The 25800-nt window shown below is 67.9% G+C and carries 22 protein-coding genes; 13 read left to right on the top strand and 9 right to left on the bottom strand.

Annotated features, from left to right (window positions below):
• Positions 1-123: 123 nt before the first annotated feature.
• On the bottom strand, positions 124-1452 hold the full coding sequence (locus V5F75_RS11150; RefSeq protein WP_394034920.1) for a GmrSD restriction endonuclease domain-containing protein: 1329 nt from the start codon (positions 1450-1452) through the stop codon (positions 124-126).
• Between the two features lie 155 nt (positions 1453-1607).
• Positions 1608-3413 (bottom strand): translation elongation factor 4, encoded by a 1806-nt coding sequence (gene lepA, locus V5F75_RS11145; RefSeq protein ID WP_394034919.1) that lies wholly within the window; start codon positions 3411-3413, stop codon positions 1608-1610.
• Positions 3414-3661: 248 nt separating this feature from the next.
• On the opposite strand from lepA, the gene V5F75_RS11140 reads away from it, so the two are divergent.
• The 3 genes from V5F75_RS11140 (at position 3662) to V5F75_RS11130 (ending at position 5311) form a co-directional block, all read left to right on the top strand.
• On the top strand, positions 3662-4423 hold the full coding sequence (locus V5F75_RS11140) for a YkgJ family cysteine cluster protein (RefSeq protein WP_394034918.1): 762 nt from the start codon (positions 3662-3664) through the stop codon (positions 4421-4423).
• A gap of 78 nt (positions 4424-4501) precedes the next feature.
• Positions 4502-4930 (top strand): TIGR02301 family protein, encoded by a 429-nt coding sequence (locus V5F75_RS11135; RefSeq protein WP_394034917.1) that lies wholly within the window; start codon positions 4502-4504, stop codon positions 4928-4930.
• A gap of 108 nt (positions 4931-5038) precedes the next feature.
• Positions 5039-5311 carry a hypothetical protein gene (locus V5F75_RS11130; RefSeq protein WP_394034916.1) on the top strand — a complete coding sequence of 91 codons (273 nt, stop codon included), beginning with the start codon at positions 5039-5041 and terminating at the stop codon, positions 5309-5311.
• Between the two features lie 263 nt (positions 5312-5574).
• On the opposite strand, the gene acs is transcribed toward V5F75_RS11130, so the two are convergent.
• Positions 5575-7533, bottom strand: coding sequence for an acetate--CoA ligase (acs, locus tag V5F75_RS11125; RefSeq protein WP_394034915.1), 1959 nt, complete (start codon positions 7531-7533; stop codon positions 5575-5577).
• 284 nt (positions 7534-7817) lie between these two features.
• Here acs and V5F75_RS11120 point away from each other — a divergent pair, with 284 nt between their 5' ends.
• Positions 7818-8189, top strand: a complete 372-nt coding sequence (locus tag V5F75_RS11120) for a DUF423 domain-containing protein (RefSeq protein ID WP_394034914.1) — start codon at positions 7818-7820, stop codon at positions 8187-8189.
• A 3-nt stretch (positions 8190-8192) separates the two neighbouring features.
• Here the strand turns inward: V5F75_RS11120 and V5F75_RS11115 are convergent, their stop codons facing one another.
• Positions 8193-8885 carry a 50S ribosomal protein L11 methyltransferase gene (locus tag V5F75_RS11115; RefSeq protein ID WP_509212059.1) on the bottom strand — a complete coding sequence of 231 codons (693 nt, stop codon included), beginning with the start codon at positions 8883-8885 and terminating at the stop codon, positions 8193-8195.
• A complete protein-coding gene (locus V5F75_RS11110) occupies positions 8852-9265 on the bottom strand; it encodes an EVE domain-containing protein (protein ID WP_394034912.1) in 414 nt (137 codons plus the stop codon). The genes V5F75_RS11115 and V5F75_RS11110 overlap by 34 nt, the downstream gene beginning before the upstream one ends.
• A 224-nt stretch (positions 9266-9489) precedes the next feature.
• Here V5F75_RS11110 and V5F75_RS11105 point away from each other — a divergent pair, with 224 nt between their 5' ends.
• Positions 9490-9789, top strand: coding sequence for an antibiotic biosynthesis monooxygenase family protein (locus V5F75_RS11105; protein WP_394034911.1), 300 nt, complete (start codon positions 9490-9492; stop codon positions 9787-9789).
• Between the two features lie 168 nt (positions 9790-9957).
• Here V5F75_RS11105 and V5F75_RS11100 read toward each other — a convergent pair whose 3' ends face one another.
• The 4 genes from V5F75_RS11100 to hemC form a co-directional block, all read right to left on the bottom strand.
• Positions 9958-11634 carry a heme biosynthesis protein HemY gene (locus V5F75_RS11100; RefSeq protein ID WP_394034910.1) on the bottom strand — a complete coding sequence of 559 codons (1677 nt, stop codon included), beginning with the start codon at positions 11632-11634 and terminating at the stop codon, positions 9958-9960.
• Positions 11631-13127, bottom strand: a complete 1497-nt coding sequence (locus V5F75_RS11095) for a hypothetical protein (RefSeq protein ID WP_394034909.1) — start codon at positions 13125-13127, stop codon at positions 11631-11633. The genes V5F75_RS11100 and V5F75_RS11095 overlap by 4 nt, the downstream gene beginning before the upstream one ends.
• A gap of 84 nt (positions 13128-13211) precedes the next feature.
• On the bottom strand, positions 13212-13910 hold the full coding sequence (locus V5F75_RS11090; protein ID WP_394034908.1) for a uroporphyrinogen-III synthase: 699 nt from the start codon (positions 13908-13910) through the stop codon (positions 13212-13214).
• Positions 13911-14160: 250 nt separating this feature from the next.
• Positions 14161-15138, bottom strand: coding sequence for a hydroxymethylbilane synthase (gene hemC / locus V5F75_RS11085; RefSeq protein WP_394034907.1), 978 nt, complete (start codon positions 15136-15138; stop codon positions 14161-14163).
• A gap of 75 nt (positions 15139-15213) precedes the next feature.
• Between hemC and tsaD the strand changes: the two genes are divergently transcribed.
• From tsaD to cas1c, 8 genes are all read left to right on the top strand, one after another.
• Entirely contained in the window at positions 15214-16284 is a 1071-nt protein-coding gene (gene tsaD / locus V5F75_RS11080; RefSeq protein ID WP_394034906.1) for a tRNA (adenosine(37)-N6)-threonylcarbamoyltransferase complex transferase subunit TsaD, read from the top strand.
• 3 nt (positions 16285-16287) lie between these two features.
• Positions 16288-17268 (top strand): NAD(P)H-dependent glycerol-3-phosphate dehydrogenase, encoded by a 981-nt coding sequence (locus V5F75_RS11075; RefSeq protein ID WP_394034905.1) that lies wholly within the window; start codon positions 16288-16290, stop codon positions 17266-17268.
• 403 nt (positions 17269-17671) lie between these two features.
• Positions 17672-20002 carry a CRISPR-associated helicase Cas3' gene (gene cas3, locus V5F75_RS11070; RefSeq protein ID WP_394034904.1) on the top strand — a complete coding sequence of 777 codons (2331 nt, stop codon included), beginning with the start codon at positions 17672-17674 and terminating at the stop codon, positions 20000-20002.
• Positions 20003-20134: 132 nt separating this feature from the next.
• Entirely contained in the window at positions 20135-20779 is a 645-nt protein-coding gene (gene cas5c / locus V5F75_RS11065) for a type I-C CRISPR-associated protein Cas5c (RefSeq protein ID WP_509212175.1), read from the top strand.
• 378 nt (positions 20780-21157) lie between these two features.
• The gene (gene cas8c, locus V5F75_RS11060) at positions 21158-22918 is read left to right on the top strand and encodes a type I-C CRISPR-associated protein Cas8c/Csd1 (protein WP_394034902.1); all 1761 of its coding nucleotides are present in this window, start codon (positions 21158-21160) and stop codon (positions 22916-22918) included.
• Entirely contained in the window at positions 22915-23865 is a 951-nt protein-coding gene (gene cas7c / locus V5F75_RS11055; protein WP_394034901.1) for a type I-C CRISPR-associated protein Cas7/Csd2, read from the top strand. The genes cas8c and cas7c overlap by 4 nt, the downstream gene beginning before the upstream one ends.
• A gap of 216 nt (positions 23866-24081) precedes the next feature.
• Entirely contained in the window at positions 24082-24747 is a 666-nt protein-coding gene (gene cas4 / locus V5F75_RS11050; protein ID WP_394034900.1) for a CRISPR-associated protein Cas4, read from the top strand.
• On the top strand, positions 24744-25778 hold the full coding sequence (gene cas1c, locus V5F75_RS11045; RefSeq protein WP_394034899.1) for a type I-C CRISPR-associated endonuclease Cas1c: 1035 nt from the start codon (positions 24744-24746) through the stop codon (positions 25776-25778). The genes cas4 and cas1c overlap by 4 nt, the downstream gene beginning before the upstream one ends.
• The last annotated feature ends 22 nt before the right edge of the window (positions 25779-25800 follow it).

Raw genomic sequence — 25800 nt, 5'->3', positions numbered from 1 at the left:
CTGGTTCAACCAAGGTGACCGAATGCCACGGCGCCATGGTCTACATGCGTTTGCACTACATCAGAGAATTGAATAAATGCAAACTGGCACCAGCTTCCTTGAGGCCCTGGCACGCCCACATCGTCAGCCCTTCTTTTGATTACAGTGTCTATGCACTAATTGTGCATTTTCTGGCACCGTTTTTCCACCATCCCAGTATCGCACGTCATGATCCATTGCTGCATCATCAATCAACATGATCTTCTGATTGCAAATTGCGCACGTTGAGTTACGTTCAAACAGTTCCATTTTTAAATTTTTTGAAAAAACACGAACCTTATCATTTCCATCGCGATTTTTCATAACTTCAGAAAGCCGATTGTTCCAAGTTTCGAATGTATAAAAAAGACGCGTAGTTTCCCCAGTTGCACGCCTAACACGATCAACCCACAACTGATCCGTATTGATTAAATCAACATACTCTTCGTAAATTGCATCTGAAGCCCTCGTAATTGCACCTAGATCATATTTTGCAAATGACGTAGCCATTACCTGAAAAATCGCCGCATTAGGCCTTGTCGACCATTCCCCAGAACTTTTAGAATTTGGTTTAGCTACATCAGACTTCAGGCGAAAACCCGAACGTCCAAAAACAGTTAGACATGCACGCATACATTTTGAGAAAACTTTTCTATATTCATCAATTTTATCTCCCCCCGCACTCCGATATGTTTCCAAAAATTCGTTTAGAAATCTTTTTAGGCCGTGGTCACATTTGAGATAAGTTCTTTCATAAAATGCCAGAAAACGCAAAACCAGAGCGCGATCTTGCATTCTATCACTATAAAGACGCTGATTTAAAGTTGATACAAAATCTCCATTAGTTGAAAGCTCCTTCAGTAGATTATTTAACGGCCCACGAAATAAGCAATTTCGAATCTCCATATCATTAAGCTTGACACTTCCTGTATTTATTCTCTCAAACACAATGAAGTGTACGTCACTAGACGTACTTGCAAGCTCAAATGAGCGCAAAACAGATGTTTCCAACTTGTCCTGATATTTTGCTCCGATATCTTTAAAAAATTTTCCAGATAAATCAGGTAGTAGCTCCATTTTTTGGAGCTCTATTTCATTATTCATAAATCGAAAAATAGACGTCAATCTTTGCAATCCATCTATAACTTCGTATTTTTCATCCTTAGTTTTTGCCAAGTAAATTACAGGGACGGGTATATCAATCAGGAAAGACTCGATAAGCTTCGAAGCCATCGAGTTTTTCCAAACATAATTTCTCTGCCATTCGGGATCGACAACAATTCGACCGTTTTTATACCATCTATGCAACTCAAATAGACTACGATCTGCCTTCTCAAGGATAACTTTTCTCTCTCCCGAAAACTCGAGTTCCCCTTCATCATCGGCCTCAAGAACAGAAACCGAATCAAATGCGCCAATCTGCTCGCCGCTCATCAATGCCTCCGGACACACGAATCCGAGATTCGTGCTGTATATGTCCAAACATAGATTGCGCACAAAATTTATTCAACTAAAAATTGATGACGATTTAGTTATGCAGACTCACATTTGTCGCATGCAGATTTAGTCCAAAGCCACACTCATCAAATCTACTCGTCCATCTTCAGCGCGGCGATGAAGGCTTCCTGCGGAATCTCCACCTTGCCGAACTGGCGCATCTTCTTCTTGCCTTCCTTCTGCTTCTCCAGGAGCTTGCGCTTTCTGGTGATGTCGCCGCCATAGCACTTGGCGGTCACGTCCTTGCGCAGCGCCCGGATCGTCTCGCGGGCGATGATCTTGGCGCCGATGGCGGCCTGGATCGGGATCTGGAACAGGTGCTGGGGAATGAGATCCTTCAGCTTCTCGCACATCACCCGCCCGCGCGCCTCGGCGCGGGTGCGGTGCACCAGCATGGAGAGCGCGTCCACCGGCTCGGCATTCACCAGGATCGACATCTTCACGAGATCGCCGGTGCGGTATTCGGTGATCTGGTAGTCGAACGAGGCGTAGCCCTTGGAGATGGACTTCAGCCGGTCGTAGAAGTCGAACACCACCTCGTTGAGCGGCAGGTCATATGTGACCATGGCGCGGGCGCCCACATAGGTCAGCTCGATCTGGTTGCCGCGCCGGTCCTGGCACAGCTTGAGCACCGCGCCGAGATAGTCGTCCGGCGTGAGGATGGTGGCGCGGATCCAGGGCTCGCGGATCTCCTTGATCTTCACCACGTCCGGCATGTCGGCCGGGTTGTGCAGGTCGATCACGGAGCCGTCCGTCATCTCGATCTCGTAAATGACCGAGGGCGCGGTGGCGATGAGGTCGAGGTTGAACTCGCGCTCCAGCCGCTCCTGAATGATCTCCAGGTGTAGAAGGCCCAGGAAGCCGCAGCGGAAGCCGAAGCCCAGCGCGGCCGAGGTCTCCATCTCGAAGGAGAAGCTGGCGTCGTTGAGGCGCAATTTGCCCATGGCGGCGCGCAGGTCGTCGAAGTCCGCCGCATCCACCGGGAACAGGCCGCAGAACACCACCGGCTGCGCCGGCTTGAACCCCGGCAGGGCCTCGTCGCACGGGCGCTTTTCCTCGGTGATGGTGTCACCCACGCGGGTGTCCGCCACCTCCTTGATGGAGCCGGTGAGGAAGCCGATCTCGCCCGGCCCCAATTCGCTCATGGCCACCATCTTGGGGGTGAACACGCCCACGCGGTCCACGTCATAGGCCGCGCCCGAGCCCATCATCTTGATGTGCTGCCCCTTCTTCAGCACGCCATCGACGATGCGCACCAGCACCACCACGCCGAGATAGGTGTCGTACCAAGAATCCACCAGCAGCGCCTTCAGGGGCGCGTCGCGGTCGCCCATGGGCGCCGGCAGGCGGGTGACGATGGCCTCCAGCACCTGATCGACATTGAGCCCGGTCTTGGCGGAGATGCCAATGGCATTGGAGGCGTCGAGGCCGATCACGTCCTCGATCTGCGCCTTCACTTTCTCCGGCTCGGCGGCGGGCAGGTCCACCTTGTTGAGGACCGGCACGATCTCGTGATTGTTGTCGATGGCCTGGTAGACGTTTGCGAGCGTCTGCGCCTCCACGCCCTGGGAGGCGTCCACCACCAGCAGCGAGCCCTCCACGGCGGCGAGCGAGCGGTTCACCTCATAGGCGAAGTCCACGTGCCCGGGGGTGTCGATGAGGTTCAGCGTATAGGTCTCGCCGTCATGCGCCTTGTAGGAGAGGCGGACCGTCTGCGCCTTGATGGTGATGCCGCGCTCGCGCTCGATGTCCATGTTGTCGAGCACCTGGTCCGTCATCTCGCGCTCGGAGAGCCCGCCGGTGATCTGGATCAGGCGGTCGGCGAGGGTCGACTTCCCATGGTCGATGTGGGCGACGATGGAAAAGTTGCGGATGTTCTTCTGGGCGCTGGCGGTCATCCGCGCCGCATAGCACCGGCGTGCAAAGCCCACAAGGCGCCGCGCGCGGCCTCAAGGCGCACGCCGCCCGGCGCGGCACGCGAAACCGCCGCCGAGGTCCAGCCGCACGCCCTTCGCCGTCTACGCACTTTCCCCGAATTGTTCGTGCCCGCCTTGGGGCGAAATATTTGCGCCAGATCAAAACGGGCTTCGGCGTGAGGTTCGTTTGCGTTTTGCGGATCGATCATTTTGTTGCCTGGAGGTTCATCGTGCCCATTGCCCAGAGCGCGGAAGAGGCCGCGGAAGCTGAAGGCCCGCTCGCCTTCTTCAAGGCCCAGCACAGCGGCTTCCTCGAAACCTTCGCCGCCCACCGGACCCGGCCCGACCTTCTCGACCGCCTCTGGATGCAGGCCTTCAGCAGCTTCGAGCGCAACGTGGAGGAGCAGACGCGCGAGCTGCCCCAGCTCGCCTGCCGCAAGGGCTGCGGCACCTGCTGCCAGATCCTCGTGGCCGCCACCGCCCCCGAGGTGCTGATGGTGGCCCGCTACGTGCGCGGCATGGCATCCGGCTTCAAGACCGTTGGCATCGATCTGGTGGGCCGCCTCTACGGCGCCGCCGATTTCGTGGAGCCCTCCGGCAACGTGCGGCCCATGGCGCTGGTGCGCGAGTGCCCGTTCCTGGCCGAGGGCATCTGCGTGATCTATCCGGTGCGCCCCCTCGCCTGCCGCGGGCATGCCTCGTTCGACGAGGAATCCTGCGTCTCCGCGCTCAAGGGCGGGCTCGACAACGTGCCCGTCTCCGAGCCGCACCGCACGGTGCGCGGGCTGGTGCAGAACGCCCTGCAATCCGCCATGCGCGACGCCGGCTTCGCCTGGGGGCTCTATGATCTGGTGGCGGCGCTGAAGATCGCCCTCGCCCGCCCCGATTGCGAGGCCGCGTTCGCGGCCGGCGCAGACCCCTTCGCGGCGGTGGCGCTGGACGTGGTGAGCCGCGAGGAGATGGCCTCCACCTTCGACCGGCTCAAGAGCTGAGCGCGCGGGGCGCCTTCAGCTCGCCCTTGACCCCGGCCACGGAAGGTCGCACCACAGGGGCGAACCCCTGGACGAGCCATGCGCATCCGCCGCCACCTTCCGATTCTCGCTCTGGCCGGGCTGCTGGCCGCGCCGCTCGCCCCTGCGCCGCTCGGCGCCATGGGCTCCGCCGCCGCTGCGCCCATGGCCGAGGGGGCCGCGCCGCCCTATGACGACGACCTGCTGCGGCTCGCCGAGATCCTCGGCGGCCTGCACTATCTGCGCCCCCTGTGTGGCGCGACGGCCGAGGCGCAGCGCTGGCGCGACGAGATGGCGGTCCTGATCGAGACCGAGCAGCCCTCCGAGGCGCGCAAGGGCAAGATGATCGCCTCCTTCAACCGCGGCTATTCCAGCTTCGCGCAGGTCTATCGCGGCTGCACGCCCGCCGCGCGCTCGGCCGTGGAGCGCCAGCTGGAGGAAGGCGCGCGCCTCGCCCACGAGATCGTGGTGCGCTACGGCGGCAACTGATTAACGGTCCCGATGCCCGTTAACCTTTTGGTTAGAATTGGCATTCACATGCCGCGCACCGTGGTAATGTCTTGCTGTCGCCGCCAGCGCGCGGCCGGAGGCCAAGACGTGTCCACACTGCCGAACCTAGCCATCGACCTTCCCGATATCGCGGACATGGCGGCGGACGATCGCCACGTGGCTCTGACCTATCTGAACGAGGCCTGGGTGGAGGCCGTGCGCGACGGCCTGGAAGAGGATTGCCTCGTGCAGGCGGCGCTGTTCATGGCCCTGCGGAATCTCGTCGCCGATTACGGGGAGGAGGCCTGCGCCGAATTCGTCGAGCGCCTGTCCGAGCGGGTGCGCGCGGGCGAATACACCGTCGCCATCAGCCGTCACTAGAGGCTTTTCCGCTCGCATCGGCGCGCGGCAACCGCCGCACACTTTCGCTGGAATTGCTCCAGGCCCCGTCCCTTTCCCTCGAAGGCGATCAGCACGGCACCTTCGAGATCTTGTTTCGAGTTTCAGGAACGCTTCCACCTGGGCGGATCGGCGCATAACCGGTCCGCCCTCTTTTTTTGCGCACCACGGCAGCGCCCCGCCGAAAACGAAACCGGCGCCCCGAAGGGCGCCGGCCGGTTCACGCACGCTTGCGAAGAGTAGCCTCAGGCCGCCGCGTCGCGCTTGTTCTGGCGGTTGGTGATGAGATCCTCCACCACCGTCGGGTCGGCGAGGGTCGAGGTATCGCCCAGGCTCTCGAACTGGTCCTCGGCGATCTTGCGCAGGATGCGGCGCATGATCTTGCCCGAGCGGGTCTTGGGCAGGCCCGGCGCGAACTGGATCAGGTCCGGCGAGGCGATGGGGCCGATCTCGCGGCGCACCCAGGCCACCAGCTCCTTGCGCAGCTCCTCGGTCGGCTCCTCGCCGTCCATCAGGGTCACGTAGGCGTAGATGCCCTGGCCCTTGATGTCGTGCGGGAAGCCCACCACCGCCGCCTCGGACACCTTCGGATGGGCGACGAGGGCGCTTTCCACCTCCGCCGTGCCCATGCGATGGCCGGAGACGTTGATGACGTCGTCCACGCGGCCGGTGATCCAGTAATAGCCGTCCTCGTCCCGGCGGCAGCCGTCGCCGGTGAAGTATTTGCCTGGATAGGTGGAGAAGTAGGTCTGCTCGAAGCGCTCATGGTCGCCGTAGACCGTGCGCATCTGGCCCGGCCACGAGTCGGCGATCACGAGGTTGCCTTCGCAGGCGCCGTTCAGCACCTTGCCCTCGGCATCCACAACTTCCGGCAGCACGCCGAAGAACGGGCGGGTGGCGGAGCCGGGCTTCAGCTTGGTGGCGCCGGGCAGCGGGGTGATGAGGATGCCGCCGGTCTCGGTCTGCCACCAGGTGTCGACGATGGGGCAGCGCTCATCGCCCACCACGCGGTGATACCACTCCCACGCCTCGGGATTGATGGGCTCGCCCACCGAGCCGAGCAGGCGCAGGGAGGCGCGCGAGGTCTTCTTCACCGGCTCCTCGCCGCCCTGCATCAGCGAACGGATCGCGGTGGGGGCGGTGTAGAAGATGGTGACCTTGTGCTTGTCGATGACCTCCCAGAAGCGGGAGGTGCTGGGATAGTTGGGCACGCCCTCGAACATCAGCGTGGTGGCGCCGTTCGCGAGCGGGCCATAGACGATGTAGGAGTGACCCGTCACCCAGCCCACGTCGGCCGTGCACCAGTAAACATCGCCGTCGTGATAGTCGAAGATGTACTGATGCGTCATGGACGCATAGACGAGATAGCCGCCGGTGGTGTGCAGCACGCCCTTCGGCTTGCCGGTGGAGCCGGAGGTGTAGAGGATGAACAGCGGGTCTTCCGCGTGCATGTGCGCGGGCGGGCACTCGTCGGTCACCTGCGCGGCGGCGTCATCGTAATAGACGTCGCGGCCGGGGGTCATGTCCACCTTGCCGCCGGTGCGGCGCACCACGATCACGTGGTCCACGCTGTCGCCGCCGATCTGGTTGATGGCCGCGTCCACATTGGCCTTCAGCGGCACCTTGCGGCCGCCGCGCAGGCCCTCGTCGGCGGTGATGATGACCTTGGAGCCGCAGTCCGAGACGCGGCCCGCGAGGCTGTCCGGAGAGAAGCCGCCGAACACGATGGAATGGACGGCGCCGAGCCGCGCGCAGGCGAGCATGGCATAGGCCGCCTCGGGGATCATCGGCAGGTAGATGGTGACGCGGTCGCCCTTCTCCACGCCGCGGTTGCGCAGCACGTTGGCGAGCTTGTTCACCTCGGTGGAGAGCTCGCGGTAGGTGATGACCTTCGATTCGTCCGGGCCGTCGCCTTCCCAGATGATGGCGGGCTGGTCGCCACGCGCTTCCAGGTGCCGGTCGACGCAGTTGTAGGCGACATTGGTGATGCCGTCCTCGAACCACTTGATGGAGACGTGGCCGGGATCGAACGAAGTGTTCTTCACCTTGGTGTAGGGGTGGAACCAGTCGATTCGCTTGCCGTGCTCGCCCCAGAAGGTGTTCGGATCCTCGACGGAGGCGGCATACATGGCCTTGTAGCGGGCATCGTCCACATAAGCCTTCTCGGCCCAGATGGACGGCACATCATAGACTTTATCGGACATGGCTTTTGCCTCCCTCCAGCGGGCCGGCCGGCCCGCAACCTTGGTTATTTCCACCGCCTGCGCGTCGCCGTGAGCACGGATCGTGGCGCCTGCAATCTTTGGTTTTCGGCGATTTGGGTTCGCCATTATTTGGCGGGATTATGCTGGCCTCCATCCCGCTCCACAAGGCACCCGGAAGCCCGACTTTGGGTGCATATCCTTCGCGCCGCGCCTGCGGCCTCCCGGCCGATTTCCCCGCCGGTGCTAGCGCCCTATAACGACATTCATGTGGAGGTATCGCGGCGATGGATCTGTGGATACGATTCCTGCTCCTGCTGGCGGGGCTCATGGGCGCCAGCGGCGTCGCGGCGGCGGCCGTCTCCGCCCATGTGGGCGGCGGCACCATGCTGGAAACCGCCGCCTATTTCCTGATCCTGCATGCCGCCGCCGTGGCCGCGCTGGCGGCGCTGGCGCTGCAGATCGGCCGGGGCGGGGTGCCTTTGCGCCTCGGGGCTTCGGCGCTGGTGCTGGGCGCGGTGCTGTTCTGCGGCGATCTCTCCTCCCGCGCCCTGCTGGAGGCAAAGCTCTTCGGCGGCAGCGCGCCGTTCGGCGGCAGCCTCATGATCGCCGGCTGGCTGGTGGTGGCGGGCTCCGCGCTGGTGGCGCGCCGCGCCTGAACTTTAAGCCCCCGCGCGCGGACGCCAGACGCAGGTGCGCTTGATCTCCATGTCCTCCAGCTCGCGCGTTACCGGAACATGGTACTCGGCGAGCTGCTCCAGCCGGTCCTTGGGCAGGTAGGTGCGGCCGGGATCGCCGATGAGCACCCGCGCCCCGCGCCGGGAGAGCGCCAGCAGCCACGCATACACCCGCTCGGCCAGATCCTTCTCGTAGCAGATGTCGCCGGCGAGCACCGTGCCCCAGCCAAGGTCGCGGCCGATGAGGTCCTCTCCCATCGGCGCGAGGGTCACGGCATTGGCTTCGCCGTTCAGGGCGATGGCGGCAAGGGCGAAGCCGTCGACATCCGCGCAGGTGACGCGCCGCGCCCCCGCCTTCATGGCGGCGATGCCCACGAGCCCGGAACCGGAGGCGAAATCAAGCACATCCTCCCCCGCCACCAGCTCGGGATGGTCGAGCACGTGGCGCGCCAGCGCCTGCCCGCCCGCCCAGGCGAAGGCCCAGAACGGCGGCGGCAGGCCCATCTCCCCCAGTTCCTCCTCGGTGCGATGCCAGATGGGCACGGCCTCATCCGCCACATGCAGCGAGATCTCCGGCACCAGGGCGGTGGGGCGAAGGCGCGTCTCGGCGCGGATGAAGGCGGCGGGGTCGGCGATGGCGCGGCTCACACGCCACCCATGGCGCAGAGAATCGCCCACTCCTCGTCGGTGACCGGCTGCACCGAGAGGCGGGAATACTTGATGAGCGCCATGTCCTGGAAGCGCGGATCGGCCTTGATGGTCGCGAGGCTGATGGCGTGCTCCAGCGGCTTCACCGCCTTGAGGTCCACCATCACGAACTTGCCGGTGGGGTCGGAGGGGTCGGGATAGGCCTCCTTGATGACCTCCACGATGCCGACGATCTCCTTGCCCTCGTTGGAGTGGTAGAAGAAGCCGGTGTCGCCCACCTTCATGGCCAGCATCTGCTGCTTGGCGAGGTGGTTGCGCACGCCGTCCCAGTGGGTGCCCTTTTCGCCCGCCTTCACCTGCATGTCCCAGGACCATTTGAAGGGTTCGGATTTGTAGAGCCAATGGGCCATGGGCGCGCTCGAAATGCTGGTGGGAAAAACCGCACCGGTGTGCCGCGTTCGCCGCCCCATTGCAAGCCGCGCGGGCGGGGCGGCAACGCGCGGCGGGGCCGGATCATGCAATGCCAAAGCCCGCGCGGCGCTTGAGCGGGCCCACTTGGCACCGGTCAAAGACCGGGGCCGATGGTATATGAAGGGGCCGGCGGCGCCGGGCCGCCGCAACCGAGGATGTCAGCATGGTCTATGAGGTCGCAACCATCGAGGTGAAGGACGGCGCCGGCGCGGCCTTCGAGGCGGCGGTGAAGGAAGCCGCGCCCTTCTTCCAGCGCTCGCGCGGCTGCCGGGGCCTCCGGCTGGAGCGCTCGGTGGAAGCGCCGAACCGCTATTTCCTGGTGGTGACCTGGGACAGCGTGGAGGACCACATGGTGCACTTCCGCGAGGCCCCGGAATTCCAGGAATGGCGCCGGCTCGCCGGGCCGCACATGGCCGCCCCGCCCCAGGTGGAGCACCACGAGGCCCTGTTCACCGCCTTCTGAGCCCCCGCGCACATGAAAAGGCCCCGGCGAAACCATCGCCGGGGCCTTTTCGATTCGTGCCCCTCGCAGCGGCCCCGGCGCTCCTGCCAGGGGCCCGCGCGCTTTCCGCCCGAGCCCTTGGCCTTCATGAGCTTCCGGCCAAACCCGCGGGGCGTGGAGCGGATGCGCTCAGATGCCGAAGAAGCGGCGCTTGGGCGCGGGCGGCTCCGGCTCCTCGGAACCCGGCCCCGGATCATCCGGCAGGGGCGGCATGGCGACGATGGGCGCGGCGGCCCGCCGGCGTGGCTGGGCCTCGGCCTCCCCCACCGCCGGCTCGGCCGGACGGTCCTCGGTGTGGACGTCCGCCGCTGACTTGTCCGCCGGATGATCCTCATCCGAGGGCCTGCCGGCATCTGGCCCGTCCGTTGCGCCCACGGGGTCGGCAACCGGAGCGGCGACGTGAAGCGCTTCGCTCTCCGCCGCGCGGGCGGCGGCTTCCGCCAGCGCCTTGGCCTGCTCGCCGGCGCGCACGGCGGCGATGGCGGCCATCACCCGCTCCGCGCCATGCTCCAGGATCGGCGCGGCCGAGACGCCGGGCGGCACCGCCCAGGTGAAGGCATCGAGCCGGCCGGTGACCGGGGAGATGGGCCTCCAGTGATCGGAAACCACCCCGTCGGCGATCCAGGCGGGATCGCGATCGGCGTGCACGGCGCGGGCGGTCCACTCGCGGGCCTTGCCCACGTCGCCGTTCTCGGCGGCCTCCAGCTCGGCCATCAGCAGGCACACCCGCTGGGTGGGCGCCTCCAGCAGCGGCTCCAGGGTGCGGCGGGCCTCGTCATATTCGTGGGCGTCGAGGGCGGCGCGGGCGAGCGCGATGGCGCTTTCCACATGGCCGGGCGCCTTGCCCGCCAGCATCCGCACCCGCCGCAGCCGATCGAGGGCGGCATCGCCGGGGCGCAGGTGCGCCTCCACCTCCGCCAGCTCGGGATGCGGGTTGGCGGCATAAGCGGTCTCGACGATCTTCGCCGCCTTCTTCAGCTCCCCGGCCGCGCCCATGAGCCGGCCGGCGCACGCGGCGGCGGGCACCAGGGTGGGCGCGAGGCGCACCGCCTCCTGCGCCAGCTCGCGCGCCACCAGCGGGTCGGAATGCTCCAGCGCCAGGGCCTCGGCGGTCAGCAGCACCGCGCGGCGGCGGCGATACTGGGCCTTGTCGATGCCCTTCTGCGCCATCTGCCGTTCCAGCACCGTGCGCGCGGCGCGGTAGTCGCCGGCCGCGCAATGGGCCTCGATGACGGCATCCGCCGCCCAGCCGAGCGTCGGCGCGTCGGCCACGGCCTCGGCGGCGATAGTGGCGGCAGCGGCGCGGTCACCCGCCTTGCGTGCCTCCATGTGCAGGCCGCGCAGGCCCAGAAGGCGCGTCTCCGGCCGCGCGGCCATGGCCGTGAAGGCGGCGATGGCGGCCTCGGGGTCGTTGTCGAACTGGGCGGCCTGGGCGGTCAGGAGGTGGGTGAGCGGCTCGTGCGGCAGCAGCCGCGCCGCCTCGGCCCGCGCCTTGCGGGCGGTGGCGGCATCGCCGGAGCCGATGGCGAGCAGGCCCCGGCTCACGGCCTTCAGGCCCTGGTCGCGCCGCTTGCGCCGCGAGAGCGCCGCCAGCAGCTTCGGCGAGGCGATGAGCAGAGCGAGCAGCCGCCAGATGGCGAGCATCACGCCCGTCACCACCGCGACGGCGGCGAGCGCCACCGGCACCGTGGTCTCCACCCGCCAGCCCTGCCAGACGACGGAAATCTCGCCCGGCCGGTCGGCGATCCAGGAGGCGCCGAAAGCCAGCGCGGCGAGAATAACGAGGATGAGGACGAGGCGGGTCACGGCGTCTTCCCCGAAATGGCGGCGAGCGCCTGCTGGTAGAGCGTGGTGGCGGCTTCGGCCGCGCGGCGGCGGGCGTCGAGCTCGGCCGTCACGGCGGCCAGCTTCTCCTGCACCGGGGGCGGAAGCTGCCTCAGGGCGGCGAGCGCGCCCGCGATGTCGCCGAGGCGCACGGCGGCCACCGCGCGGTCGAGGAGGCCGCGCAGGCTTTCCGGGTCCACGCCGTCGGCGGGGCGCACCTTCACGAGGCTCTGGGCGCTCGCGAGGAAGCGCGTCATCAGCGAAGCATCCGCCGCCGGCGCCTCGGGCGCGGGGGCGAGGCTCTCGATGGCGGCGCCACCGGTGCGGGCGAGCTGGTCGGCGAGCTGCGGCAGGGGCGGGAAACCCGCCTGCGCCTTGCCGGCGAACGGCTCCAGCGCCGCCGCGCGCGGACCCAGCAGGGCACGCGCGGCATCAAGCTCGGACGCGAACGGGCGGCCCGCGTCTACCGACTGCTTGAGGGTGCCGAGCACCAGCACGGAGGCCGCGCCGCGGTTGATCGCAGCGGCGGCGCTCGCCGCATCGGCCGCTTCCTTGCGCACCGCGTCGATGTGGCTGCCGAGACCGTCGAGCCGGGGGCCGAGCACCTGCGCCTGCGTCTGGGCCTGCTGCGCGGCCGAGGCCGCGGCGGCGACGGCGGACTGCAGGGCATCCTGGACGGATTTCAGGCCGTCCTGGCTGGTCTTCAGCGCGGCCACCCGCGCGGCGACATCGGAAACGGCGCCATCGGTCTTGCCGAGGGCCGCCTTCAGCGCATCCACGTTCGGCGCGGCGGGGGCAGCGGCGGCCGGGGCCGCCTTGAGCCCGGACACGGCTTTATCGAGGGCAGAGACGCGGGCATCCGCCTGGCTCAGGCCCTGCCGCAGGGCCGCAAGGGCGGCGCCATCGGCCACCGGGCGCGCCTCCAGCACGGCGATGCGGGCGGCAAGCGGAGAAAGGTCCACTGCCGGCGGTCGTGGCGCATTCTGCGCGAGATAATAGAACACACCGCCGCCGGCGGCGCCACCGGCGAGCGCCCCCAGCACCAGGGCCGCGACCACCGTTCCGGCCCCACCCCGGCGCGGCGCCTCCGCACGCGGTGCATCCAGGCTTCGGGCATCCGGGCTTCGAGCATCCGGGCTTGGGACCTCCGGAGCGGCGGGCCCCGGCGCCGAGGCGGCCTCGGAGGGAGCGCCTTCCGGCGTGCCGGCCGGGCTGGCCTCTCCCATGGCGGGCGCGACATCCGCCGGCGCCTCGGCGCCAGGAGCCCGCGATTCGGTGCCGGGCGCGGAAGGCGCCCTTCCCTCGGCGGCAGCTTCGCCTAGGGCCTCGGCGGCGGTCTCGCCGGCGGCCTGGGCAGGCGTCGCGGCTTCGGTGCCGGGCTCGGCGCGCATCTCCTCGGCCTTCAGGTCGAGGGTCGGCGGAGTGCGGGTGCGACGGGATGAACCGCCGGCCGCGTTGGGATTGTCGCTCGCCATGGGCCTCCTCGTGGGGTCGATCCGTCTTTTGCTCCCGATAGACCGCCCGGCGGTCCATCGCAACCTTCGGCGGGCGCGGCGCGATCAGAACAGCGCGAACAGCGCGTCCTCATTGGGCGCGGACGCCGCTTCTATAGGATAGCCGGCCTTCACCAGAGGACCGCCCACCTGCTCGGACAGGCAGAACTCCCGCACCGCCGCGAGCCGGCAGCCGAGCCCCGCCGCCGTCACGCAGGCGAGCAGGGTCTTCACCGTGCGCTGGGAGAAATGAAGCGCGGCATCGATGCGCCCCGCCTCCAGCGCGGCCCGCGCCTCGGGCGAGAGGGCGTCCGCCGGCTCGGCGGCGTAGATGATGGTGAGCACCAGCTCCAGCCCCGGCGCCTTCAGCAGCTCCGCGAGGTCCGCCGCGCGGTCCTCGCCGGCCGGGTTGAGCACGCGCGCGCCCTCCGGCAGCGCCTGCGCGAGGCGGCCGGCGAGGGCATCGGCATCGCCGGCGCAATCGGTGACATGGCTGAAGCCCACCGCCCGCGCCTCCTTGGCGGTGCGGGTGCCCACCGCGAACGCCGGCAGGCGGAACAGGCCCGGCCCCTCCGGATGGGCCGCGAACGCCTTCACCCCGTTGATGGAGGTGAAGGCCACCGCATCGAACGGCCCCGCCGGCAGCGGCGCGGTGGTGGGGGCGATGCGCAGCATGGGGTCCACCGTCGCCTCGTGGCCGAGCTTGCGCAGGCGCTCCGCGGTCTGGCTCGCGGCAGGCTCCGGACGGGTGATCAGGAAGTGCATGGCGTCTTGTCCCGTTCGCTCTGGCCGGCACGCGGGAGCTTTCCGTCGCGCGGCCAGAGCAGATCCACCAAAACCGCGCAGCGATTTTGCCGCCGGATTTGCGATCCCGCAAAGGGGTCGAGCCTGTCCAGTGAGCCGGCATTCGCCGGACAGGCCCTGGAGCGCTTCCCGCTCGCGTCTGCGCGCGGCAACCGTTCCAGGCTATGGAGAAGATTCCTGCGAACCGGCATCCACTTCGCAGGAAAAGGCCTTAAAGCCCGAGGGCACGGGCGGGCGCGCTCTGCCGCAGCCGCGCGCCGCAGCGCGCGCCGAGGGCCGCGGCCTCCGCGAGGGGGGCGCTCTCCTCGGTCTCGGCGGCGTCCGTGCCGTCGAGGGCCAGCACCAGGCCGGAAAGGCGCACCAGCCCCCCCTCCACCGTGGCGAGCCCCGCGATGGGGGTGCGGCAGGAGCCGTCGAGCGCCGCCAGAAAGGCGCGCTCGGCATCAAGCGCGATGCCGGTATCGCGGCAGGCGATGGCGCCGATGGCGGCATTGGTCGGCGCATCCGCCATGCGGCACTCGATGGCCACCGCCCCCTGCCCCACCGCCGGCAGGAAGTGACGCGTCTCCAGCACGGCGCTCGCCTCATGGGCGAGGCCGAGCCGGGTGAGGCCGGCGAGCGCCAGCAGGGTGGCGTCGAAATCCCCTTCCCGCACGCGGGCGAGGCGGGTGTGCACGTTGCCGCGCAGCAGCTCCACGGTCAGGTCCGGCCGCAGGCGCTTCATCTGCGCCGCGCGGCGCAGGGAGGCGGTGCCCACCTTCGCGCCGGGGGCGAGGTCGTCCAGGTGCGCGCCACGCTTCAGGATGAGCGCGTCGCGCACGTCGGCGCGCGGCAGGTAGCCGGCAAGGTGCAGGCCCTCGGGCAGCACGGTCGCCACGTCCTTGGCCGAATGCACCGCCAGATCGATGCGCCCTTCGAGAAGCGCGTCCTCGATCTCCTTGGTGAAGAGGCCCTTGCCGCCCGCCTCCGCCAGCGCACGATCCTGGATGGTATCGCCCGTGGTGCGGATGATCTCGACGGCGATCGTCTCTTCCGCCCGGCCGAGAGCCGCCGCAAGCGCCGCGCGCACGGCATGGGCCTGCCACAGCGCCAGCGGGCTACCACGGGTGCCGATGGTGAGCCGCGGCGCGGGCGCATCTGCGGAAATGCCTGAGGAATGGCGCTTTTGGGTGTTCGTGTCTGCACTCATGGGCGCGTACAATGCGCGCAGGAATCAAATCGGGGTAGAGCGGCGTTCCGGCGCAGCGCGGAAAGCGGGGGCAACTTGGCGGATCTTCTCGTTCTCGGCATCGAGACCACCTGCGACGAGACCTCCGCCGCCGTGGTGTCGCGCTCGCCCTCCGGCGCCAGCGCCATCCGCTCGAACGTGATCCGCTCGCAGATCGCCATCCACTCGCCCTATGGCGGCGTGGTGCCGGAGATCGCCGCCCGCGCCCATGTGGAGATCCTCGACCACGTGATCGCCGAGGCCATGCGGCAGGCGAATCTCTCCTTCTCCGAGCTGTCGGGCGTCGCGGCGGCGGCGGGTCCGGGGCTCATCGGCGGGGTCATCGTCGGGCTCACCACGGCCAAGGCCATCGCCCTCGCCGCCCGCAAGCCGCTGGTGGCGGTGAACCACCTGGAGGCCCACGCCCTCACCGCCCGCCTCACCGACGGGGTGGCCTTTCCCTACCTCCTGCTGCTGGTCTCCGGTGGCCACACCCAGCTTCTGGCGGTGGAGGACGTGGGCCGCTACACCCGCCTCGGCACCACCCTGGACGACGCCGTGGGCGAGGCCTTCGACAAGGTGGCCAAGATGCTGAGCCTGCCCTACCCCGGCGGCCCGCAGGTGGAGGCCCAGGCCGCCCAGGGCCACGCCGCCCGCTTCGCCTTCCCCCGCCCCATGCTCGGCCGGCGCGAACCCGACTTCTCCCTCTCCGGCCTCAAGACCGCCGTGCGGCTGGAGGCGGAGAAGCTCGCCCCCCTCACCGACGGCGACGTGGCGGACCTGTGCGCCGGCTTCCAGGCGGCGGTGGTGGAGGTGATCGTGGACCGGGTGAAGGCCGGCGCCCGCGCCTTCCGTGACCGGCTGGGGCGCGGCCCCACGGCGCTGGTGGTGGCCGGCGGCGTCGCGGCCAACGGCGCCATCCGCGCCGCCCTCGCCCGCCAGGCGGCCGAGCTCAACACCCGCTTCGCCATGCCCGCCCCGAACCTGTGCACCGACAATGGCGCCATGATCGCCTGGGCCGGCGCCGAGCGCCTCTCCCGCGGGCTGCAGGACACGCTGGAGGTGAGCCCCCGCGCCCGCTGGCCGCTCGATCCCGCGGCCGCCGCCTCCGCCCACGCGCGGGCCTGAGCCGTGGCGTCCTTCCAGACCATCGGCGTGGTGGGCGCCGGCGCCTGGGGCACCGCCCTCGCCAATGCCGCCGCCCGCGCCGGCCGGCAGGTGCGCCTCTATGCGCGCGACGCCATCCAGGTGGCGGACATGCTCGCCCGCCGTAACAATCGCCGCGCCCTGCCCGGCATCGCCCTCGATCCGGGCGTGACGCCCACCGCCAGCCTCGCCCTGACGGCGGAATGCGATGCCGTGCTGCTGGTGGTGCCGGCCCAGGCCTGCCGCACCGTGACGCGTGAGCTGGCGCCGCTGCTCGCGCGCGGCACGCCCGTGGTCTCCTGCGCCAAGGGCATCGAGCGGGGCACCCGCGCCTTCATCACCGAGGTGATCGCCGCCGAGGCGCCGGCCGCCGTTCCCGCCGTGCTCTCCGGCCCCAGCTTCGCGAGCGACGTGGCCGCCGGCCTGCCCACCGCCGTCACCCTGGCCAGCGCGGACGAGGCGCTGGCGCGCGCGCTGTGCGACGCTTTGGGCTCCTCCACGCTGCGGCTCTATTTTTCTACCGACGTGCGGGGCGTGGAGATCGGCGGCGCCACCAAGAACGTGCTCGCCATCGCCGCCGGCATCGTGGCCGGGCGGCGGCTCGGCGCCAGCGCGGGCGCGGCCCTGGTGGCGCGCGGCTTCGCCGAGCTGACGCGCTTCGCGACGGCCTATGGCGGACGGCCGGAGACCATGACCGGCCTTTCCGGCCTTGGCGACCTGATCCTCACCACCTCCGGCCCCCAGTCCCGCAACTTCGCCTTCGGCGCGGCTTTGGGCGCCGGCACGGCGGCGCCCGACAAGCTGGCGGAAGGCGCCTTCACCGCCGGCGTGCTGGTGGAGATGGCGGCGGCGCAGGCGGTGGAGATGCCGGTGAGCGCCGCCGTGGACGCGGTGCTGCGGGAGCGCCTCTCCATCGACGCCGCCATCGAAGCCCTCATGGCCCGCCCGCAGAAGGCGGAGCGCTGAGGCCGGCGCGCAGCCGGCCGCTCGCTTCCAGCCTGAGCGTCACGCCGAAGGACCGGGAACCAGAGAGGGCGGCCGCGCCCCTCAGCGGAACGACACTCGGGAACAGGCCCGACACGACATGGCGCGCGTCGTTTCGATCCATCCCGATGGTGATACCCGATCCCATGACGACGGACGGCCCGCGTCGATCCGCGTGGCGCCATCGCCGCGCGAGAGGCACCTTTTGCATCATGCCGGCAAGACCGCCCGGATGCTCTCCTGCGACGCCGGGGCGCACCGGCCAGCCTCGACGACATTACCCGCATATGCTCGCATGAGTTGTCATTCTTCGCGATTCGCGTTGCGGCCGGCAGTGCCCGGTTTCGGCGGCGAGAGGCGACTCCGGGAGCTTGCAGGCCGCCGCATGACGATGAAGCCCACCATCTCCGCTTTCTACGCGCACTCGACAGAACGGAACGACCAGGCGAACTGGGAGCCGCTGCAGGAGCACCTCGAAGCCGTGGCGCGCCTCGCCGCCGCTTTCGCCGCGGCGTTCGGCGGGTCCGCGGCGGCCTATCTTGCGGGCCTGCTGCATGACCTCGGCAAGTTCAGCATCCTTTTCCAGGCTTACATTAACGGCCAGGGGTCGAGCGTCGATCACTCCACGGCGGGAGCGCGCGCCATCATGCGCGCGGCGGAAACGGGCTCGCTCTACGACAAGCTCATGGCCGAGCTTGTCGCCTACGGCATCTGCGGGCACCACGCCGGCCTTCCCGACAAGCTCGGCGGCAGCGATTCCACACTCGAAATGCGGCTCAAGACCAGCACCGCGATCCCCGCCCTGGCCGACGCCTGGCGCGAGCTGCCCGTCCCACCGGTGCAGGGCCTGCTGCCGGAGGGCTTCAAGCTCGACCTGAAGGACAAGGACGCATTCGCCTTCCGCCTCGCAACGCTCGGGCGCATGCTGTTCTCCTGCCTCGTGGACGCGGATTTCATCGGCACCGAGTGCTTCTACGACTCCGTGGGCGGGCAGGCGCACGAGCGGGAATGGCCCCCCCTCGGCGCACGCATCGACACGCTGATCGCAGCGTTCGATACCCATATGGAAGCCATGCGCGCCGCCGTGCCGGAAGAGAGACGCGCGGAGCCGCTGTACCAGCTGCGGCAGGAGGTTCTCGCCCATGTGCGGGAGCGCGCGACGCTGAAACGCGGGGTGTTCACCCTCGATGTCCCCACCGGCGGCGGCAAGACGCTGGCTTCCCTCGCCTTCGCGCTGGAGCATGCGAAGCAGCACGGCATGGATCGTATCATCTACGCGATCCCCTTCACCTCCATCATCGAGCAGACGGCGGACGTGTTCCGCCGCGTGCTTGGCGACGAACTCATCCTGGAGCATCATTCCGCGCTGGAGCCAGGAGACGGCGCGGCGCTGTACAACGATCAGCGGCTCGACGCGAAGCGGCGCCTCGCCATGGAGAACTGGGCGGCGCCCATCGTGGTCACCACCAATGTGCAGCTGTTCGAGAGCCTCTTTTCCCACCGCACGTCGCGGTGCCGCAAGCTGCACAACATCGCCAACAGCGTCATCATCCTGGACGAGGCGCAGGTGATCCCGCTCAACGTGCTGCGCCCCTGCGTGGCCATGCTGGACGAGCTTGCGCGCAACTACGGCTGCACCGTCGTGCTGTGCACGGCCACCCAGCCGGCCCTGCTGGCCCCGCGCTTCAAGGGCGGCTTCTCTCCCGAGACCACCCAGGCGCTCGCGCCCGATCCCGAGCGCCTCGACGCCGCCTTCCGGAGGGTGACGCCGGAGGTCCGCCCCGGCAAGCTCGACGACGCGGCGCTGGTGGAGGAGATGCGGGAGCACCCCCAGGGCCTCGTGATCGTCAACGGCCGCCGCCACGCGCTGGAGCTCTACCGGGCAGCGCAGGCGGCGGGGCTGTCCGGCCTCATCCACCTCTCCACCCGCCAGACCGCCACCGACCGCCGGACAATCCTCGCCGAGGTGCGCCGGCGGCTTTCCGGCGGCGAGGCATGCCGGGTGATCTCCACCAGCCTCATCGAGGCGGGGGTGGACGTCTCCTTCCCCCGCGCCTGGCGCGCCATGGCGGGGCTGGATGCCATCATCCAGGCCGCCGGCCGCGTCAATCGGGAATGGCGCTGGAGCCGGGAGGAGAGCCGTATCATCGTCTTCACCCCCGCCGACGCGAAGCCCCCCAGCGAGATCGCCCGCTTCGCGCAGGCCATGGAATGGGTGGCGGGAAAGCACGACGACCTGTTCTCCAAGGCCGCCATCGAAGCCTATTTCAAGCAGGTCTACTGGCAGGCGGGGGACGCGCTCGACCAGATCTGCGTGCCGGATGCCGATGGAAAGCGGGTGGGAAAATCCGTGCTGTCGCATTTCGGGCTCAGCAACGGCACAGCTTTCGCCTATCGCACCGTGGGCGAGAACTTCCGCCTGATCGAGGACGGCATGGCGCCGGTGATCATCGCGCGCGCGGCGGAGGTGCAACAGGTCCTCGATGCACTGCGCGCCGGCGCGATGCCGGCCAGCGCTGCCGCGCGGCGGCTGCAAGGCCATGTGGTGGGCGTGCCGCCGCGCGACCGCGACACCTTGATCCGCAACAGCCATGTCGCCTACGTGGAAGGCTTCGCCGACCAGTTCGCGGTGCTGCGAACGGACAGCCTCTACAGCCCGGAAACCGGCCTCGCATGGGAGCGGGCGGACGAGCTGGGCGAGGACTTCATCCTGTAGCGCCGAGCCACGAATCAACCTAACCGTGTATTCCTACTTCCGTAGAGGGAAGGCATCCTCGGGAGCCCGCAGATGGGGTTTGGTGTCCGTCTCAAGGTCAGCGGCGCGCGAGCCTGCTATACGCGCCCGGAGATGAAGGTGGAAAGGGTCTCCTACGACGTGATGACCCCCTCCGCCGCGCGGGGCATCCTGGAGGCGATCCACTGGAAGCCGGCGATCCGCTGGGTGGTGGACGAGATCCGGGTGCTGAGGCCCATCCGCTTCCAGTCCATCCGCCGCAACGAGGTGGGCGCCAAGGCGCCCACGCGGGCCATCGCCACCGCCATGAAGAGCGGAGACATCTCCGATCTCATGCTGGTGGTGGAAGACAACCGCCAGCAGCGGGCCGCCACGGTGCTGGTGGACGTCGCCTACATCATCTCAGCCCATTTCGAGATGACGGGGCGGGCGGGGCCGGACGACAACCCGGCCAAGCACCTCGACACCTTCAGCCGGCGGGCACGGCGCGGCCAGTGCTTCCACCAGCCCTGCCTGGGCACACGGGAGTTCGCGGCCGATTTCGAGCTGATCGAGCCGGACATGCCCATGGGGGAGGCGGAGGACCGGAAGCCGGAAGACATGACGCCGGACCTGGGCTTCGGCCACCCGCGCGACCTCGGCTTCATGCTCTACGACATCGACCACGCGGGCGACCGCGCCTCGCTCTTCTTCCGGGCCACCTTGAAGGACGGCGTGCTGAAGGTGCCCGCGCCGGATTCGCCGGAGGTGATGCGATGAGCGCTATCACAAACGACCGTGTTTGGAATGGCGTGGAATCCATCCCAAACACGGTGATGATGAGCAGCGAGAGCATGGGGTGGAGACCGGACTCTTCTGCGCAGCCGCTCAGCTGCAGCTTCGGGATAATTACCCTGATGCGGACTGAGTGTCAACGCATCTGCTACGCACATCATTCATCAGTTTTCAAAAGTGGATGCCGGTTTTCAGTTTTCAAAAGTGACATCGTGGAATGGCGCGGTATATTGGCTTGGGCTCACCTGAGCGATCCACAGTCACACGTCGCCTCCCGTGCGGAGGCGTGGATCGAAACTGAAAACTGAAAAATGAGTGTGCGGTAGCTGATCTGGTGAGCCCACCCTAACGCGAAGCCTGTCCATGACAATCCTGACCTCACTGGCCCTCGCCTACGACAACATGGCATCGCGGGGAGAGGTGCCGGCGTTCGGCTTTTCCCAGGTGGGGATCGGCTTCCTCATTTCCCTGAACGCGGACGGCACCCCGGATGGCGTGCCCATCGACCTGCGGCAGGGCACGGGCAAGAAGAAGGTGGCGCCGCCGATGGCGGTGCCCCAGCCGCCCAAGCGCACCTCCGGCATCGCCCCCAGCTTCCTGTGGGACAAAACGGCCTATGTGCTCGGCGTCACCGCCGGCGAGGGCAAGCGCACCGCGCAGGAGCACCAGGCCTTCATCGACAAGCACCAGGAATGGCTCGCCGGCACCGGCGACCCCGGCCTCAAGGCGTTCCTGGGCTTCCTCGGCTGGTGGAGCCCGGAGCGGTTCGAGGCGCTGGGCTGGCCGGAGGAGATGAAGGACCAGAACCTCGTCTTCGCCCTGGAGAGCGAGCGGCTCGACAACATCCGCATCCACGACCGCCCGGCGGCGCGGGAGCTGTGGGCGCGCCTGTCTGCGGAGGGGGAGAAATCGCAGGCCGCGTGCCTCGTCACGGGCGCCCACGCGCCAGTGGCGCGACTGCACCCGGCCATCAAGGGGGTGTGGGGCGCGCAATCCTCCGGCGCCTCCATCGTCTCCTTCAATCTCGACGCCTTCACCTCCTACGGCCACGAGCAGGGTGACAACGCGCCGGTGTCGGAGGCGGCGGCCTTCGCCTACACCACCGCGCTCAACCACTTCCTCGAACGCGGCAGCGGCCACCGCATCCAGATCGGTGACGCCTCCACCGTCTTCTGGGCCGAGGCCGAGGATGCCGCCGCCGCCGACAAGGCGGACGAGCTGGCGGCGCTCCTCATGGACCCCGACCTGAAGATCGAGGCCGAGAAGGTCTCCGCCATCCTTGAGCGGCTGAAAGAGGGAAAATCCATCGGCGAGTTCCAGCCCGCGCTTGCGCCCGGCGTGCGCTTCCATGTGCTGGGCCTCGCGCCCAATGCCTCGCGCCTGTCCATCCGCTTCTATGTGGAGGACGAGTTCGGCGCCATCGCCCGGCGCTATGCGGAGCACCACGAGCGCCTGCGGGTGGAGCCCCCGCCGCGAGAGCCCGCGCCCTCCATGTGGCGCCTGCTGGTGGAAACGGCCAGCCTGCGCAAAACCGAGAACATCCAGCCCAACCTCGCGGGCGAATGGATGCGCGCCATCCTCACCGGCGCGCCCTATCCGCTCACGCTCCTGTCCTCAGTCATCACCCGCCTGCGCGCAGACCACGATGTGAACGCGCTGCGCGTGGGCATTCTCAAATCCGTCCTCATCAGGAATTTCGACGTGGAGGCGCCCGTGTCGCTCGACCTCACATGCAAGGACCCCGGCTATCTCCTCGGGCGCCTGTTCGCCGTTTACGAGCGGGCACAGGAAGATGCGCTGGGCCGAAACGTCAACGCCACCATCAAGGACAAGTTCTACGGCGCCGCCTCCGCCCAGCCGCGCAAGGTGTTTCCGTATATCGATTCCAACTCGATCAACCACCTGTCCAAGGTGGGAAAGCAGAATCCCGGCCGCCGCGTGAATCTCGAAAAGCAGATCGGCGCCATCATGGAGCTGATGGAGCCGGGCGCCGACCCCTATCCTGCCAGCCTGCCCGATCGCAGCCAGGCCCTGTTCGCGCTCGGCTACTACCACCAGCGCAACGATTTCTTCCGCAAACCCGAGAAACCCGAGACCGCCGAGGCCGGGGAGGCCGCCCAATGACCGCGCTCGCCAACCGCTACGACATCGTGTTCCTGTTCGACGTCACCAACGGCAACCCCAATGGCGACCCCGACGCCGGCAACCTGCCGCGCATCGACCCCGAGACCAGCACCGGCCTCGTCACCGATGTCTCGCTGAAGCGCAAGATCCGCAACTACACCGAGCTCGCCAAGGGCAGCGAGCCCGGCTACCGCATCTATGTGCAGGAAGGCGCCATCCTCAACCAGCGCCACCGCGAGGCCTATAAGGCGCTGCGCAAGGACGACCCCAAGGTCGACAAGGACGCCAAGCTCAATCCCAAGGATGAGGCGGAAGGCAAGGCGCTCACGGCCTTCATGTGCAAGAACTTCTTCGACATACGCACCTTCGGCGCCGTCATGAGCACCGGCATCAATGCCGGGCAGGTGCGCGGGCCGGTGCAGGTGACCTTCGCCTCCTCGGTGGAGAAGATCCTGCCGCTCGAGATCTCCATCACCCGCATGGCCGCCACCACCGAGAAGGAGAAGGCGGACCGCGACAAGGACAGCGGCGACGAGCGCACCGAGAACCGCACCATGGGCCGCAAGCACATCGTGCCCTACGGGCTCTACCGGGCGCACATCTTCGTCAATGCCAAGCTCGCCGAGCGCACCGGCTTCGGCGAGGCGGACCTCGCCCACCTGTTCGAGGCGCTGAAGGTGATGTTCGAGCACGACCGCTCCGCCGCCCGCGGCGAGATGGAGACGCGCCGGGTGATCGCCTTCAAGCACGCCTCCGCGCTCGGCAACGAGGCCGCCTCCCGCCTGTTCAAGCGGGTGAGCGTGAAGCGGCGTGTCGAGGGGGAGCTTTACGACCTCGACAATTCGCGCCTCTCCAATTATCCGCCCGCCCGCCGCTTCGAGGACTATGAGGTGCTCCTGGACAAGGAGGGCCTGCCGGAGGGGGTGGAGATCGTGGACGTTCTCTGAACCAAAAAAGACCGCCCCCCTGCATTTCTACAGGGGGGCTTTCTTCACTGGAACTTCAACTACGATGTTTCAACCCACGCGCGTTGATGCGCGACTATATAGGCTCCCATTCGACATCAAGTACGGGGATGCCGAAGAGGCGGACTCGAAGCGTTGTTTTACGGCGCATGCTAAACCTCCTTTCTATCCGCTTCATCGTGGTTGACGTTCTAAACCATGTCAATCTCACCCCCGGCACCCACAGACGATCCCATCCCCCTCTCCGCGCTCCAGCACGCGGTGTTCTGCCTGCGGCAGGCGGCGCTCATCCATCTGGAGCGCCTGTGGGAGGAGAACCGCTTCACCGCCGAGGGGCGCGTGCTGCACGAGAAGGCGCACACGCCTTCCAGCCACGCCCGCGGGGTGGTGCGCCGCGTCACGGCCCTGCCCCTCGCCTGCCGCAGGCTCAATCTCTCCGGCGTCGCCGATCTCGTGGAATTTCACGCCGGGCCCGAGGGCGAGACGCCCTATCCGGTGGAATTCAAGCGCGGCAAGGCCAAGCTCCACCGCGCCGACGAGGTGCAGCTCTGCGCCCAGGCCCTGTGCCTGGAGGAGATGACCGGCCGGCCGGTGCCGGAAGGCGCGCTCTTCTATGGCGAGACGAAGCGCCGCGTGGTGGTGCCGTTCGATGCCGGGCTGCGCCGCCTCACCGAGGACACGGCCGCGACCCTCGCCGCCCTGTTCGCCTCCGGCCGCACGCCCCCGGCCCAGTACAAGGCGGAGCGGTGCCGCCCCTGCTCCCTGGTGGAGCTGTGCCGGCCGCGGCTCGGCGGACGCAGCGCCCTCGCCTTCCGCGCCGCCGCCGTCGGGGACGCGCTCGAACAGACAGGGGACGCGCCTTGAAGAAGCTCCTGAACACGCTCTACGTGACCACCGAGGGCGCCGCCCTGCGCAAGGACGGCGAAAACCTCGTGGTGGACATCGAGAATGCGGAGCGGGCGCGCGTGCCGTTCCACATGCTCGGCTCGGTGGTGGTTTTCGGCGCCATCCTCCTCTCCCCGCCGCTGATGGAAGCGCTGGCCGAGCGCGGCGTGGCGCTGGTGCTGCTGGACCGGGTCGGGCGCTTCCGGGCGCGGCTGGAGGGGCCGGTTTCCGGCAATGTGCTGCTGCGCCGCGCGCAATACCGGGCCTCCGATGCGCCGGACGAGATCGTGCGCTCCATCGTCTCGGGCAAGATCGCCAACCAGCGCGCGGTGCTGCAGCGCGCCCTCCGGGACTATGGGGCGGAGATGGCGCCCGAGGCGCGCGGCGCCGTCGATGCCGTGGTGGAGCGGATGGCCCGCATCCTGCGCCGGGTCGCCTTCGAGAAGGAGGGGCTGGACGCGATGCGCGGCGCGGAGGGCGAGGCCGCGCTCGCCTATTTCTCGGTGTTCGACCATCTGGTGCGCTCGCCGGACGAGGCGCTGCGCTTCCGCGGGCGGAGCCGGCGGCCCCCGCGTGATCCGGTGAACGCGGTGCTGTCCTTCCTCTACACCCTGCTCACCCATGATTGCCGCAGCGCCGCGGAGGGGGTCGGCCTCGACCCCGCGGTCGGCTTCCTCCACCGCGACAGGCCGGGCCGGCCCAGCCTCGCGCTCGACCTGATGGAGGAGCTGAGGCCCATCCTGGCCGATCGCCTCGCCCTCTCCCTCATCAACCGGCGCCAGCTGCGCTCGCGCGACTTCGAGGAGAAGGAGGGCGGCGCCGTCTTGCTCACGGATGAGGGCCGCCGCACGGTGCTGACCGCCTGGCAGGAGCGCAAGCGCGAGGCACGGCGCCATCCCTTCCTTGAGGAAGAGGCGCCCTTCGGCCTCGTGCCCCACCTGCAGGCGCAGCTCCTGGCGCGCCACCTGCGGGGGGATCTCGACGCCTATCCGCCCTGGATCTGGAAATAACCCCGCTATGCCTAGGGGAGGC

It is taken from the genome of Xanthobacter albus (assembly GCF_043194895.2).
In the GTDB taxonomy this organism is placed as follows: Bacteria; Pseudomonadota; Alphaproteobacteria; order Rhizobiales; family Xanthobacteraceae; genus Xanthobacter.
The sequence above is the reverse complement of the archived record's forward strand: the minus strand, read 5'-3'. Positions and strand labels throughout refer to the sequence as shown.